12 protein-coding genes and 1 pseudogene are annotated in these 13482 nt (G+C 70.5%); 6 read left to right on the top strand and 7 right to left on the bottom strand.

Annotated elements, in window-relative coordinates:
• Position 1: 1 nt before the first annotated feature.
• Together QSK18_RS08600 and QSK18_RS08605 are read right to left on the bottom strand one after the other, a co-directional pair.
• Positions 2–676, bottom strand: a complete 675-nt coding sequence (locus QSK18_RS08600) for a lysophospholipid acyltransferase family protein (RefSeq protein WP_232809314.1) — start codon at positions 674–676, stop codon at positions 2–4.
• 107 nt (positions 677–783) lie between these two features.
• Complete coding sequence (locus QSK18_RS08605) at positions 784–1698, bottom strand: LysR family transcriptional regulator (protein ID WP_232809313.1); 915 nt, start codon at positions 1696–1698, stop codon at positions 784–786.
• Positions 1699–1776: 78 nt separating this feature from the next.
• Between QSK18_RS08605 and QSK18_RS08610 the strand changes: the two genes are divergently transcribed.
• Positions 1777–2616, top strand: coding sequence for an oxidoreductase (locus QSK18_RS08610; protein WP_232809312.1), 840 nt, complete (start codon positions 1777–1779; stop codon positions 2614–2616).
• A 3-nt stretch (positions 2617–2619) separates the two neighbouring features.
• Here the strand turns inward: QSK18_RS08610 and QSK18_RS08615 are convergent, their stop codons facing one another.
• Complete coding sequence (locus tag QSK18_RS08615; RefSeq protein ID WP_232809311.1) at positions 2620–3228, bottom strand: DUF4245 domain-containing protein; 609 nt, start codon at positions 3226–3228, stop codon at positions 2620–2622.
• Positions 3229–3332: 104 nt separating this feature from the next.
• Here QSK18_RS08615 and QSK18_RS08620 point away from each other — a divergent pair, with 104 nt between their 5' ends.
• The gene (locus QSK18_RS08620; RefSeq protein WP_285617701.1) at positions 3333–4256 is read left to right on the top strand and encodes a carbohydrate kinase family protein; all 924 of its coding nucleotides are present in this window, start codon (positions 3333–3335) and stop codon (positions 4254–4256) included.
• A gap of 483 nt (positions 4257–4739) precedes the next feature.
• Here the strand turns inward: QSK18_RS08620 and QSK18_RS35885 are convergent, their stop codons facing one another.
• Both QSK18_RS35885 and xseA read right to left on the bottom strand, forming a co-directional pair.
• Positions 4740–4931 (bottom strand): exodeoxyribonuclease VII small subunit, encoded by a 192-nt coding sequence (locus tag QSK18_RS35885; protein WP_352396497.1) that lies wholly within the window; start codon positions 4929–4931, stop codon positions 4740–4742.
• Positions 4932–5271: 340 nt separating this feature from the next.
• A complete protein-coding gene (gene xseA / locus QSK18_RS08630; protein ID WP_285617702.1) occupies positions 5272–6510 on the bottom strand; it encodes an exodeoxyribonuclease VII large subunit in 1239 nt (412 codons plus the stop codon).
• A gap of 36 nt (positions 6511–6546) precedes the next feature.
• Between xseA and QSK18_RS08635 the strand changes: the two genes are divergently transcribed.
• Together QSK18_RS08635 and fdhA are read left to right on the top strand one after the other, a co-directional pair.
• Positions 6547–7575 carry a 4-hydroxy-3-methylbut-2-enyl diphosphate reductase gene (locus tag QSK18_RS08635; protein WP_269809599.1) on the top strand — a complete coding sequence of 343 codons (1029 nt, stop codon included), beginning with the start codon at positions 6547–6549 and terminating at the stop codon, positions 7573–7575.
• Positions 7576–7716: 141 nt separating this feature from the next.
• A complete protein-coding gene (gene fdhA, locus QSK18_RS08640) occupies positions 7717–8931 on the top strand; it encodes a formaldehyde dehydrogenase, glutathione-independent (protein WP_232809306.1) in 1215 nt (404 codons plus the stop codon).
• 132 nt (positions 8932–9063) lie between these two features.
• On the opposite strand, the gene QSK18_RS35890 is transcribed toward fdhA, so the two are convergent.
• Together QSK18_RS35890 and QSK18_RS35895 are read right to left on the bottom strand one after the other, a co-directional pair.
• Positions 9064–9507, bottom strand: a complete 444-nt coding sequence (locus QSK18_RS35890; protein WP_352396498.1) for a nitroreductase family deazaflavin-dependent oxidoreductase — start codon at positions 9505–9507, stop codon at positions 9064–9066.
• A gap of 24 nt (positions 9508–9531) precedes the next feature.
• Positions 9532–10227 (bottom strand): annotated as a pseudogene (locus QSK18_RS35895) (type 1 glutamine amidotransferase domain-containing protein); the annotation flags it as partial.
• Between the two features lie 72 nt (positions 10228–10299).
• Here QSK18_RS35895 and QSK18_RS08650 point away from each other — a divergent pair.
• Together QSK18_RS08650 and QSK18_RS08655 are read left to right on the top strand one after the other, a co-directional pair.
• On the top strand, positions 10300–11208 hold the full coding sequence (locus QSK18_RS08650) for a LysR family transcriptional regulator (protein WP_232809304.1): 909 nt from the start codon (positions 10300–10302) through the stop codon (positions 11206–11208).
• Between the two features lie 128 nt (positions 11209–11336).
• Positions 11337–12737: an Ltp family lipoprotein gene (locus QSK18_RS08655; protein ID WP_232809303.1), complete on the top strand. Its 1401-nt coding sequence runs from the start codon at positions 11337–11339 to the stop codon at positions 12735–12737.
• Positions 12738–13482: the final 745 nt, after the last annotated feature.

Raw genomic sequence — 13482 nt, forward strand, 5'->3', positions numbered from 1 at the left:
CCTACCGCCCGTCGCTCTTCACCTTCGCCGCGTAGACGTCAACGTACTCCTGCCCGCTGTGCCGGGCCAGAATCTGCATCAGCTCATCGGTGATCTCGCGAAAAAGTGCCTGATTGTGCGGCCTTTCGCGGTAGGAGCTCAGGTCGAGCGGCGGGCAGAAGGTGATGTGCACCCGGCCCGGCCGCCAGATCGTGGTGCCCGGCGGATTGACCCGGTCGGTTCCGCGCAGCACCACTGGCACGACGGGAGCGCCGGTGGCCAGCGCAACCCGGATCACGCCGGTCTTGCCCCGGTGCAGGCGGCCGTCGGGGGAGCGGGTGCCTTCCGGAAAGATTCCCCAGACCTTGCCCTGCTCAAGGATTCTCACGGCCTGCTGCAACGAACCGGCGGCGCGGCCCGGGTTCTTGCGGTCGACCGGGATCTGCCCGGCCGCGGCGAAGAACCCCCGCTGCAGCCACCCGAGTGGTCCGCGCCCGGTGAAGTACTCGTTCTTGGCCAGGAACACCACCGGCCGACGCACCACGAGGATCAGGAAGAGTGAGTCGGAGAACGAAAGATGGTTACCGGCAACGATGACCGGGCCGGTGCGGGGCAGGTGCTCCCGCCCCTTCACCACCGGGCGCCCGAAGAGCCACACCGCCGGCGTCAGGACGAGCCGGATCAGTCTGAAGAGCATGGGTCGCCTCCCGGCGGCTGGTCGCGTAGACACTGTCTACTCGAGTGTGCGGCGGAAGACAAGACCGGTTTGAGGACGCTGGTGGGCGGCAGTGCCGGCGGCTCGCCTCAGGCGGCCCGGAAGTCGGGGAGCTCGGCCTCCAGGGCGGCCCGGACCGTGGCCCGGAACTGCTGCCCGGCGGGGGAGAGCGGGCCGGGCGGGGTGAGCAGTGCGATCACCGCGCGTTCGCCGTCCAGTTCGACGAAGTGCACCCCACCGCTGCGCAGGCTCTGGGCCGAGGCGGCCAGCCGGGTGATGCCCACCCCGGCTGCGACCAGGGCGAGCAGGCCCTGGGGGGAGGTGCTGCGCTGGACCACCCGGGGTTCGTACCCGGCGGCCCGGAAGTCCGCGTCGTACTTGCGGTGCCAGGGAGCCCAGGAACTGCGCGGCGTCAGCACCCAGTTCTCGTTGGCCAGGTCAGCCAGCGTGAGCCTGGGGGCGGCGGCGAGCCGGTGCCCGGCGGGCAGGGCGATCACCACCGGTTCTGACCCGAGAACGTGAGTGACCACGTCGTCCACCAAGGGCGGCCGTCCGACCGCCACGTCCAAACGCCCTTCTCGTAGCCCCGCCACCAAGTCGGCGATCGGCAGATCAGCGGTGCCGAGCTCTACCTCCGGGCAGCGCGTCGCGTGCTGCGTGAGCACCGCCGGCATCACCTCGTTGGCCAGCGAAGACAGAAACCCCGCGCGGAGTGCGACCCCTTCTCCGCGGACCCGGCGGCCGACCGTGGCCGTCAGTCGTTCACCGGCGCCGAGCAGCGGAAGTCCTTCCCGCAGCAGGATCTCGCCGACAGCGGTGAGCGTGACGCCCTGGCTCGACCGGTGCAGGACCTCGGCACCCACGTCCCGCTCCAGGCTACGGATCTGCTGGGAGAGCGACTGCTGGGAAAGGTGCAGCCGGACCGCGGCCCGGCTGATGCTGCCCTCCTCGGCGACCACTGCGAACGATCGCAACACGCGGAGGTCGGGCAGGGAGGCCGTCACCCGTCACAGCCTAAGCCTGTACCGGTCGCCGGAATTGCTGTTTCCGCCCACTCCGCAGACCGGCTTACGGTCCCGGGCATGACGCGAACCTGGTTCATCACCGGCTCCACCGCCGGCTTCGGGCAGTCTCTCGTCCGGGCCGCGCTGGAGGCGGGCGACAACGTCGTGGCCACCGCCCGCCGTCCCGAGCTTCTGGCGTCGTTGGTGGAGGCCCATCCGGACCGGGTCCTGGCCTTGCCCCTCGATGTGACCGACACCCGGCAGGCCCAGTCGGCCGTGCAGACCGCGACCGAGCACTTCGACGGGATCGACGTACTCGTGAACAATGCTGGGCTGGCCTCGGTCGGAGCGGTGGAGGAACTGCAGGACGAGGCCCTACGGCAGTTGTTCGACGTGATGTTCTTCGGGCCGGTGGCCCTGGTCCAGGCCGTGCTGCCCGGGATGCGCGCCCGCCGCAGCGGCGCGATCGTGCAGATCTCGTCGATGGGTGGGCAGGTCTCACCGCCCGGGTTCAGTGCGTACTGCTCGGCCAAGTTCGCCCTGGAGGCACTGTCGGACTCGCTGGCCGCCGAGGTCCGGCCGCACGGCATCCGCGTGCTCGTGGTCGAACCAGGGGCGTTCGCGACCAGCTTCGGTGGGGCGCGGGCCCAGGTCAGCCCGGACAGTGGGCTCTACGACGAGACCGTCGGGCCGGTGCGGCAGGCGGTCGACGGTATGAACGGCTCGCAGCCGGGCGATCCGGACCAGGCTGCGGCGGCCGTCGTCACGGCCCTCGGTGAGGCCGAGCCCTCGCTGCGGCTGGCGCTCGGGGCGGACGCGGTCGAGGCGATCGGGGCGGAGCTGGACCGGCGGCGGGCCGACCTGGACACCTGGGCCGGGCTCAGCCGGTCGACGGCCCGTTCTGACCTCAGCCGCTGAGGGTCAGTCCAGCTCGGCGGCCACGGCGGTGGCGAACTGGGCCATCTGCGTCTCGTCGGCGGTGCCGGTGACGATGGTGGTGATGCCGTTGTCGCCGCGGTGCACCCAGCTGGTGGTGCCCCGGTCGGTGCGGCTGCGGTTCACCCACTCCAGGCCGCCGACGTTCTCGGTGCCGTCTTCCTTGCCGTCGGTGACCTGCCGCGACTCCCAGGCCTCGGTGGGGTTCTCGGCCTGCTGCACGCCCGCGTAGGTGCCGCTCGGCGTGGTGTAGGTGAGCTGCCAGGCAGTGACGTCGTCGGTCGCCTTCAGCTGCAGGCCGGCGGCGCGCGGGGTCCAGCCCTCGGACAGCTCGGGCACCACCGGGGTGAAGCCGAGGTCGGCCTGGGCACCGACGGCAGCGGACGCCGGATCGATGCTGCGGGTGGGCACCTCGTTCGGCCGGGGCACCAGGAGCAGCAGCACCAGCACGATGCCGACGATCACGGCCATCGAGAGCAGCATGTCTTTCGGGCGGGTGCTGAGGGACTTGCGGCGGTGCTCGGCGCTACGGGCCGCGGCCGAGCCGACGACCTGAGGAGCCGGTCCGGCGGGGGTGCTGGGCGTCTCGGTCACGCCCCTATGGTCGCGCCCCCACCGGGTATTTGTGTAACCGGGTGGCCCTAGAGTCTGGGGGACGGGCTCGAAGGAGCCTGGAAAGACATCGCGAGGAGGCGGCGTTGGACGAGGTATTGGTCATCGGTGAGGCCCTGGTCGACATCGTCTCCGCGCCGGGACGGCCGGCGGTCGAGCATCCCGGCGGCAGCCCCGCCAACGTCGCGCTCGGTCTGGCCCGCCTCGGCGTGGGCACCCGTCTGCTCACCCGGATCGGCGACGACGCCCGGGGCGCCCAGATCGTGCAGCACCTGCGCAGCTCCGGGGTGGAGCTGGCCGAGGGCTCGGTCACCGACAGCCCCACCTCCACCGCCACCGCCGTTCTCGACGCCGCGGGGGTGGCCACGTACGACTTCGCCCTGCAGTGGGCTCTACCCGATGACATCGGTGTCATCGAGGCCCGGGCGGTGCACACCGGCTCGATCGCGGCCACCCTGAGCCCCGGTGGCGAGGACGTCCTGCGCCTGGTCGAGGAGAACGCCGGCCGGGTGGTGATCTCCTACGACCCCAACGCCCGGCCCGCGCTGATGGGCGAGCGGGCGGCCGCGCTGGAGCGGATCGAGCGCATCGTGCGGGCCTCCGACGTGGTCAAGGTCAGCGACGAGGACCTGGAGTGGCTGCTGCCCGGGGCCGACCCGCTGCAGGTGATCGAGGCCTGGCGGGCCAGCGGCCCGGCCCTGGTGGTGCTGACCCGGGGCGGCCAGGGCGCGGTCGGGGTGCTGGCCTCGGGGCTGGTGGAGGTGACGGCGCCGAAGATCGAGGTGGCCGACACCGTGGGGGCGGGAGACGCGCTGATGGCCGGGCTGCTGCACGCCCTCGACCAGGCCGGCCTGCTCACCCCGGACTCGATCGGCGAACTGCGCACCAAGCCCGCCGCCGACCTGGCCCCGATGCTGACCCACGCCGTGCGCGTGGCCGCGTACACCTGCACCCAGGCCGGGGCCCAGCCGCCCACCCGCACGCAGATCGAGGGCTGGGCGCAGGCCTGACCCAGCCCTGGACCGAGTCGGCTGGGGGAGGGAAGTCGGCCGGCAGGCGTAGGGGCGGTTCGCCGTCGGCCAGGAAAGATGGGTTCTTTGGACGTCGGGTGCGGCGAGGTAGGGGCCGTTCGCCGTCGACAGAGGGAGCTGGGGGCGTCGGCCTTCGCCGAGGAAAGCTAGGCCGCTCAACTCGATGCGGAACCGGGGGCTCAGCGTCGGCCGGCAGCAGTGGGGCGTGGGGCGTCGGTGGGAAGGTGGGGCCCGCTTGGTGTCGACGCAGGGTGCGGGGGCGTTCAGCGTCGGGCAGGAGCGGTGGGACATTGGGCGTCGGCGGAAAGGGTGAGGCCCTCTTGGTGTCGACGCAGGGTGCGGGGGCGTTCAGCGTCGGCCAGGAGCGGTGGGACATTGGGCGTCGGCGGAAAGGGTGGGCCCGCTCAGAGTCGGTCGGACGAGGAGAAGCGGTCCGCCTGAGGTCTTCCGGACCGAGGTGGGTCAGCCGTCGGCGGGCAGTCGCGCGTCCAGCTTCGCCTGGGCCCCCGCCAGCCACGTCTCGCACCGCCGGGCCAGCGCCTCGCCGCGCTCCCAGAGGGCCAGCGACCCTTCCAGGGTCTCGGCGCCGCTCTCCAGCCGCCGCACCACCCCGACCAGTTCGTCGCGCGCCTCTTCGTAGGAGAGCTTCGCCAGCTCCGCGTCGAGCGCAGCCGCCTCGGCCCTGAAGGCCGCTGCCGCATCAGCCGCCTCAACCGCCTCAAGCTCGGCCGCATCAGGCTGAGCCGCCGCCCCAGCCCCCGCAGCTTCAGGCCCCGCAGCCGGGGCAGCCGCGGCCCCGCTCGCGTCCGGATCCGCTGCGCCCGCTCCTGAGTCCGCTTCGAAGTCAGCAGTCGCCCCCGGCGAACCAGCCTGCTCGGCAGAGTCTGCCGAGGTGTCGGCCGGCGCGGTCTTCTTCTGTCGAGGCGGGGTCACCTTTGTGAGCCTATCCGCGCCCACCGACAACAATCGTCCATAGTTCGTTCTGCTCAGCCACCTACTCGGTGACCCGGGCCGCGATCTCGCCGGCGTGCACCCGCAGCCGCAACGACTCACCGGCCGACACCTCGGCGGGCGAGCGCACCACCTGGCCGTCGGCCCGCTGGACCACGGCGTACCCGCGTTCCATGGTGGCCAGCGGCGACAACGCGCGCACCCGTTGGCGCAGGTGGTCCACGTCCTGCCGGGCGTGCGAGAGGCGGTTGCCCAGGGCCCGCGCGGCCCGCTCCCGCTGAACGGCGACCAGGTCGGACTGGGCGTTCAGCAGGCGGTGCGGGTCGGCCATCACCGGCCGCGACCGCAGAGCCGCCACCGACTCGACCTCCCTGGCCACCCTGGTCCTCAAAGACTGAGAGGCCCGGCGGCGCAGCTGGGCGACGCCCTCCAGTTCGGCCGCCACGTCGGGCACGATCCGCTTGCCCGCGTCGGTCGGGGTCGAGGCGGCCCAGTCGGCCACCAGGTCGAGCAGCGGCTTGTCCACCTCGTGCCCGATCGCGCTGACGATCGGGGTGCGGCAGGCCGAGACCACCCGCAGCAGGCCCTCGTTGCTGAACGGCAGCAGGTCCTCGACCGAGCCACCACCCCGGGCGACGACGATCACGTCCACCTCTTCGAGGGCGTCCAGCGAGCGCAACGCACCCACCACGTCCTCCACCGCCTTCGGCCCCTGCACCGCCACCGGCCGGATCTCGAACCGCACGGCCGGCCAGCGCCGCCGGGCGTTCTCCACCACGTCGCGCTCCGCCGCCGAGGCCCGCCCGCAGACCAGCCCGACCACCGTGGGCAGGAACGGCAGGGGGCGCTTGCGGGCGGCCGCGAACAGTCCTTCGGCGGCCAGTACCCGGCGCAGGTTCTCCAGCTGGGCCAGCAGTTCACCGACTCCGACCGGGCGGATCTGGTCGGCGAAGAGGCTCAGCGAACCGCGGCGCGGGAACAGCTGGGCGCGGGCGTGCAGGACGACCCGGGAGCCGTCCTGCAACGGGGTGGGCAGCACGTCCAGCACCCGCACGTGGGTGCTCACGTTGAACGACAGGTCCACGTCCGGATCGCGCAGGGTGAGATAGCAGGTGCTCTGCCCCGGTCTGCGCGTGAGCTGCACCACCTGCCCCTCGACCCAGACCCCCGGCGCCCGGGCGATGTAGTCGGTGAGCTTGGCCGACAGCAGCCGCACGGGCCAGGGCTGTTCGGCGCTCGTCTCACCCGCTGTGGCCGGGATCTTCCGGGGCGTACTGCTCACCCACCCACGCTATCGGCCCCGGCCAGCGCACTTACCATGGACGACGTGACCGCATCGAGCACTGCCTCCACGGCCCCCACCTCCCCTGTCGGCAGCGAGGGCACCAAGCGTGTGCTGCTGGCCTCCCCGCGCGGCTACTGCGCCGGGGTCGACCGGGCGGTGCTGGCGGTCGAGAAGGCGCTGGAGGTGCACGGCGCCCCGGTCTACGTGCGCAAGGAGATCGTGCACAACCGGCACGTGGTCACCTCGCTCGAGGCCCGCGGCGCGATCTTCGTGAACGAGACCGAAGACGTGCCCGAGGGCGCCATCGTCGTCTTCTCGGCCCACGGGGTGTCGCCCGCGGTGGTCGCCGCCGCCGACCGCCGCCAACTGAAGACCATCGACGCGACCTGCCCGCTGGTCACCAAGGTGCACAAGGAAGCCGTGCGCTTCGCCAGCAGCGACTACGACATCCTGCTGATCGGCCACACCGGTCACGAGGAGGTCGAGGGCACCGCGGGTGAGGCGCCCGAGCACATCCAGATCGTGAACAGCCCCGACGACGTGGACAATGTCGTGGTCCGCGACCCGGACAAGGTGGTCTGGATCTCCCAGACCACGCTGTCGGTCGACGAGACGATGGAGACGGTGCGCCGGCTGCGGGAGAAGTTCCCGACCCTGCAGAACCCGCCGAGCGACGACATCTGCTACGCCACCCAGAACCGTCAGGTCGCGGTCAAGAAGATCGCCCCGCAGGCAGATCTGGTGATCGTGGTGGGCTCGCAGAACTCCTCGAACTCGGTGCGCCTGGTCGAGGTCGCGCTGGAGTACGGCGCGAAGTCCTCCTACCGGGTCGACTACGCCGCCGAGATCGACGAGGCCTGGCTGGAGGGCGTCACCACGGTCGGCGTCACCTCGGGTGCCTCGGTGCCGGAGATCCTGGTGCAGGACGTGCTGGCCTGGCTGGCCGAGCGCGGCTACGGCGAGACCGAAGAGGTCGTCACCGCCCACGAGGACCTGCTGTTCTCGCTGCCGAAGGAGATCCGCCGGGACATGAAGGCCGCGGCCGCGGCCAAGAAGGCCTGAGCTTTTCGTAGCCGGCCCGCAGACCCTCTCCGATCGGAGAGGGTCTGCGGATCGCCTGCCGCAGCGGTCTATGCCCGGTTCGTCCGACGTGTTCTGATGGGCTGATCCGTCGCCGTCGTTCGACAAAGAGGTTGATCGCTGATGGCAGGCAACAGAGGCGTTGCGTACATGGGCCCCGGCCAGGTCGAGGTCCAGGAGATCAGTTACCCCAAGCTGGAACTGCAGGACGGGCCGGGGGTGCATCCGGACAACATCGGCCGGAAGTGCAACCACGGCGTCATTCTCAAGGTCGCCACCACCAACATCTGCGGCAGCGACCAGCACATGGTCCGCGGCCGCACCACCGCCCCGGCGAATCTCGTGCTCGGCCACGAGATCCTCGGTGAGGTCGTGGAAGTCGGCTCCGACGTGGAGTTCGTGAAGGTCGGCGACCTGTGCTCGGTGCCGTTCAACATCGCCTGCGGCCGGTGCCGCAACTGCAAGGAGGGCAAGACCGGGATCTGCCTCACGGTGAACCCGGCCCGGCCCGGTGCCGCCTACGGGTACGTGGACATGGGCGGCTGGGTCGGTGGTCAGGCCGAGTACGTGATGGTGCCGTACGCCGACTTCAACCTTCTGCGGTTCCCCGACAAGGACCAGGCGCTGGCCAAGCTCACCGACCTCACCATGCTGTCCGACATCTTCCCCACCGGTTTCCACGGGGCGGTCTCGGCGGGCGTGAAACCGGGCTCCACGGTGTACGTCGCGGGGGCCGGTCCGGTCGGTCTGGCGGCGGCGGCCGGAGCCCAGTTGCTCGGTGCCGCGGTGGTCATCGTGGGTGATCTGGTGCCCGAAAGGCTGGCGCAGGCGAAGAGTTTCGGCTGCGAAGTGGTCGACGTGTCCAAGGGCGACCCGAAGGAGCAGATTCTGCAGATCCTCGGGGTGCCGGAGGTCGACTGCGGAGTGGACGCAGTCGGTTTCGAGGCTCGAGGGCACGGCGAGGGCGCCGCTCAGGAAGCTCCGGCCACGGTGCTGAACTCACTGATGGAGATCACCGCAGCCGGCGGCGCGCTGGGCATCCCCGGGCTCTACGTCACCGGCGATCCGGGTGGTATCGACGAGGCGGCGAAAGTCGGCTCGTTGTCGCTGAGTCTCGGTACCGGCTGGGCCAAGTCGCTCTCGTTCGTCACCGGTCAGTGCCCGGTGATGAAGTACAACTACGGGCTGATGCAGGCGATCCTGAACGACCGCGTGCAGATCGCCAAGGCGGTCAACGCCACCGTCATCTCGCTCGACGAAGCCCCGCAGGGCTACGCCGATTTCGACCAGGGGGCGGCGAAGAAGTTCGTGATCGACCCGCACGGCATGGTCGCCTGAGAACCCAGACACCCGGGGTGGCCACCTTGGTGTGGGTGGCCACCACGGGCGTCCCTTGTTTGAAGACGCTCTTGGGCACCGACGGCGCGTCGGTTCGCCTTGCGTCTCAGATGGGTTCGGGGCAGATTCAGGTCAGGCCGGCTCGGCCTCGCCCGTGGGCTCCAGCACCACGACCGGGATCTCACGGTCGGTGCGGGCCTGGTAGTCGTCGTAGTCCGGCCAGGCGTCGGTCATCTCGGCCCACATCGCGGGCTTCTCCTCGGCCGTGGCCACCCGGGCGCGGACCGGGATCAGCTTGTCCTTCACCTGGATCCGGACGTCGGGCCGCGCCTGCAGGTTGAGGAACCACGCGGGCGGGGCGTCGGTGCCGCCGTTGGAGGCGACCACCAGGTACGCGTCGCCGAACTTGCGGAAGATCAGAGCGTGCGTGCGCGGTTCGCCGGACTTGTTGCCGATCGTGTCCAGCAGCAGGATCTCGGTGCCGTAGCGCCAGAAGTAGCCGTCTTCACCCTTGGTCTGGCGGTAGCGCTGGATGTGCGCGGGGCCGTGCAGATCGCGGGCAGTGCCGTTCGGGATGTCCTTCAGCGCCTCGACCACGGCCTGGGCGGTGCTCGCGCTGGAGGCCGGGTTCTGCCCAGTGATCAGTTTTCCGTCCACCACCACGGTGTCGCTCCAGGCCGCCCCGGTCTCCAGAGCGGCCCCACGCTCGGCCAGTCGGCCGGCCAGGAACCACGGGGACCTCTCGCCCAGGCCGCCCTGGTTCTCCTCCTCGTCGGTGAAGGCGGTGATCCGGCGCTCGCTCAGGTCCTCGGCGGGCAGGCTGAGCAACCCGGCCGCACCGTGGCACAGCGTCGCCACCACCTGGTCCTTGCGCAGGGCCCGGCCGAGGATGCGGCGCAGGTCGGCGTTGTCGGCCAGATCGGTCATCGGCGCGTGGCCGCCGGGCAGGTACACCCCGTCGTAGTCGGGGCCGGAGACCCGGGCCAGGTCCTTCGGCTGGTCAAGATCCAGCGCCGCCAGGTACTTCCGGTACTCCGCCGCGTCCTGCTCGCTCACCCCGCCTCGCTCGTCCAGGCTCACCGGGTCGACCGTCGGCGCCTGACCGCCCGGCGTGGCGATGTCCACCGCGATGCCGGCCTCGGTGAGCACCTGGTGCGAGCGCGCCACCTCCTCGGCCCAGTAGCCGGTCGGGTGGGCGGTGCCGTCGGCCAGCGTCAGGCTGTCGGCCGCGCTGAGGACCATCAGAATCTTGGCCACGGTTGCGGTGCTCCTTCGTCGTCGGTGGGTCTGGGTCATTCGTACCGGGACAAGGCTCACGGCGCCCCGTGATCATCCGGGCGGGTCATCAGCTTTTCTATGCTTGGCGGTATGCAGGAGCTTGACTTGCTCGAAGCCTTCATGCGCGTCTACCAGCGCGGCTCGATCACCGCGGCGGCCGCCGACCTGGGGGTCTCCCAGCCCGCGCTGACCGATCGCATCGCCCGGCTGGAGACCCGGCTCGGGCTGAAACTGTTCGAACGGTCCCGCCGCGGCACCCGGCCCACCGCCTCCGCCGAGCGCCTGGCCGCGCAGGTGGGTGAACCCCTCGGGCGTCTACGCGAAGTCCTGCGCCCCGAGGCCGTCGAGCCGTCCGAGGTCGTCGGGTCGCTTCGCCTGGGCGGCCCGGCCGAGATCATGGCTCTACGGGTCCTGCCCTCCTTGGCTCCGCTGCTCGGCGCCGGTCTGCAGGTGCACATCACCCTCGGGCAGGCCGAGCACCTGCTCACCGCCCTGGCCGAACAGGAACTGGACCTCGTGGTCTCGGCCGTCCGGCCCAAGCGGCCCGGCCTCGCCGCCGTCCCGCTCTTCGACGAGGAGTTCCTGCTGGTGGGCACGGCCTCCCAGGCCCGGTCGATCGACCCGGCCGAACTGCAGACCCGCCCCGTGGCCGCCCTGGCCCACCTGCCCCTGGTCGCCTACGCAGACGATCTGCCGATCGTGCGGCGTTACTGGCGAACCCTTTTCGGCCAGCGTCCGCCCAACCGCGTCGCCCTCACCGTGCCGGACCTTCGGGCCGTGCTGGCGGCGGTCGCGGCCGGCGTGGGAATCAGCGTCTTGCCCCGGTACATCGCCCGGCCGGCGCTGGAGGCCGGAAGCATCCAGATGCTGCATCGCGGAGAAGAGCTGCCCCTGAACACCGGCTATCTGGCCTGGCGGGCCGGCGAGGAGACGCAGCAACCCCTGGCGGCCGTGCGCGAGCACCTGCTGCGGGTGTCGAAGGACTGGGGTTCGTTGTAGGCGCATTCATCCGAACGGCCAATGTGTTACGCGCTGAACGGATGAAAGCTGTGACCGGTGTAGCACTGGGGGTGGACGCGGCGATGGCGAAGAGACATCACTTTTGAGAATTCCCTCGAGGGGTCGCCGTGAAGCATGCCAACCCACGCCCAGGTGACGACCGGAACCAGCAACGGCCGCCTGGTCAATGGTACGGCGGCCCCAATGAGCAGGAGCGCCAGGCGGTCTACAAGCAGGGGAATGCTGTGCCGCCGGCGGGGGCTCAGTACGGGCAGTCCGGCTATGAACAGCCTCGCGATGACGAATGGGGTTACGGGCGGCCCGACTCGGAGCCTGACTACCGGTCCGACTATGAGCCGCCCAATGGATACCCGGAGCCGCACTACGGACAGCCTGATGCTCAGGAGTCCGGTTACCGGCCGTCTTACTATCAGCAGTCCGATGACCGGGCCTCGATCCCGGCAGCCGAACGGCCCGGATGGGAGCCTGATTCCCGGGTCGATAACACGCCCGGCGGCTCGGAGTCTGGTTACGGGCGGCCCGATGATGTGCAGCCCGACGGGTCGCAACGTGGATACGGGCCGGGCGGCTACAGGCAGTTCATTGCTCCGCAGACCGGGTACCGGCAGCCCCATAACGCTCAGCCCGAGGGCTCGGGGTCTGGCTACGGACAGGCGGCTGGATACCGACAGTCCTCATATCCGCAGCCCGGCTACCAGCAGGCGGCCTATCCACCGGGCCATCAACCAAGCCACCAGCCCGACCATCAACCGGGCGGCTACCCACAACCTTGGGGGCAGGCGCAGGGTGCCCCTTACACGCCGCCCCAGCAGAATCCTCCCCGCCCACCGAACAAGCGATCCTGGTACCAGAAGAAGCGGTTCCTGTTCCCGGGGGTCTTCGCGGTCGTGTGCACCGTGATCGCCCTCTCCACGCCAGATTCGGGCGACGGTGACGACGCGGCCGCCTCCAAGTCAGGCGCCGCTTCGGCCGGAGCCCCGGACTCAGCTGAGAAATCGAAGCCCAAGGATTCCGACGAGCCGACCGTCGAACAGAAGGACGCCGAAGAATCCGAGCAGTCCCGATGGAGCCTCGGCCAGCAGAACGCCGTCGGATCGGCCGAAAGCTACCTGGACACGGGCGCCTTCTCGAAGAAGGGCCTGATCAAGCAGCTCAAGTTCGAGGGCTACTCGGCCAAGGAGGCCAAGTTCGCCGTAGCCGAGACCGGAAGCCCCGGACTGTGGAACGACGAAGCCGCGGAGTCGGCCGAAAGCTATCTCGAGACCGGCGCATTCTCCGAGAAGGGCCTGGCCAAGCAGCTCAAGTTCGAGGGATTCACAGCCGGGCAGACCGGTTTCGCGATCGATCAGGTGGGCAGTGCAAAGCTGTGGAACAAGGAGGCCGCCGAATCCGCCGCGAGCTACCTCGAGCTGACGTCCTTCTCACGCGACGAACTGCGCACCCAGCTGGACTACGAAGGTTTCCGGGAGAAGGAGATCAGCCACGCGCTGAAGAGCGTCGGCTACTAGCTAGGTCATGTTCCGTGAGCCCATGCCAACTGCGGGGCACCCGGTGGCCGTCTGGACTGCGCCGTTCGGGAGGACGCGTAGAACAACACCGCTACGCGGGCTTCCGAACGGCTTGCCAGACGACCACCGGCACCTCCTCGCTACGGCAGCGACTTACCACCATGCCCTTGAACGGGACTGTGCCGGTGAGCCTGTTGGATCGGTCTGGTCGGGATGTGCTGCGGCCGGCGGGTTCGGGTGGCCCTGGCAGGCAGTGGGCGATCGGGGGTCGGCCGATCAAGGCAGTGCGGCGAACAGCGGCGACCTAGGGTGCGGGGGCCTGAGGGGGCGGCCGAGTGCGCGGGCGGCCGATCGAATGTGCGGGCGGCTGAGCAGGCGGCCCGCACGAGTGTGCGGCTGACCGAGCTGGGCGGCTGACCGAGCTGGGCGGCTGACCGAGCTGGGCGGCTGAGCGAGCTGGGCGGCTGAGCGAGAGTGCGGCCAACCGAGCGTGGGGCCGCCTGAGTGCGCGGCCGACCGAACGGGGCGGCCGAGCGAGCAGGCGGCCGACCGAGTGTACGAGCGGCCGGGTGGTGGGCGACCGTGTGTGCGGCTGACCGAACGGACGGGGTGCCTGAGCGGAGCGGCTGACCGAGCGGCCGACCGAGCTGGGCGGCGGAGCGACAGTGCGGCCAACCCAGAGTGGGCCGACCGATTGCCCGGCCGACCGAGTGTGCGGCTGATCGAACGTGCGGGCGATGTGCTG

The sequence above is a fragment of the Kineosporia sp. NBRC 101677 genome (assembly GCF_030269265.1).
Lineage (GTDB): Bacteria > Actinomycetota > Actinomycetes > Actinomycetales > Kineosporiaceae > Kineosporia > Kineosporia rhizophila.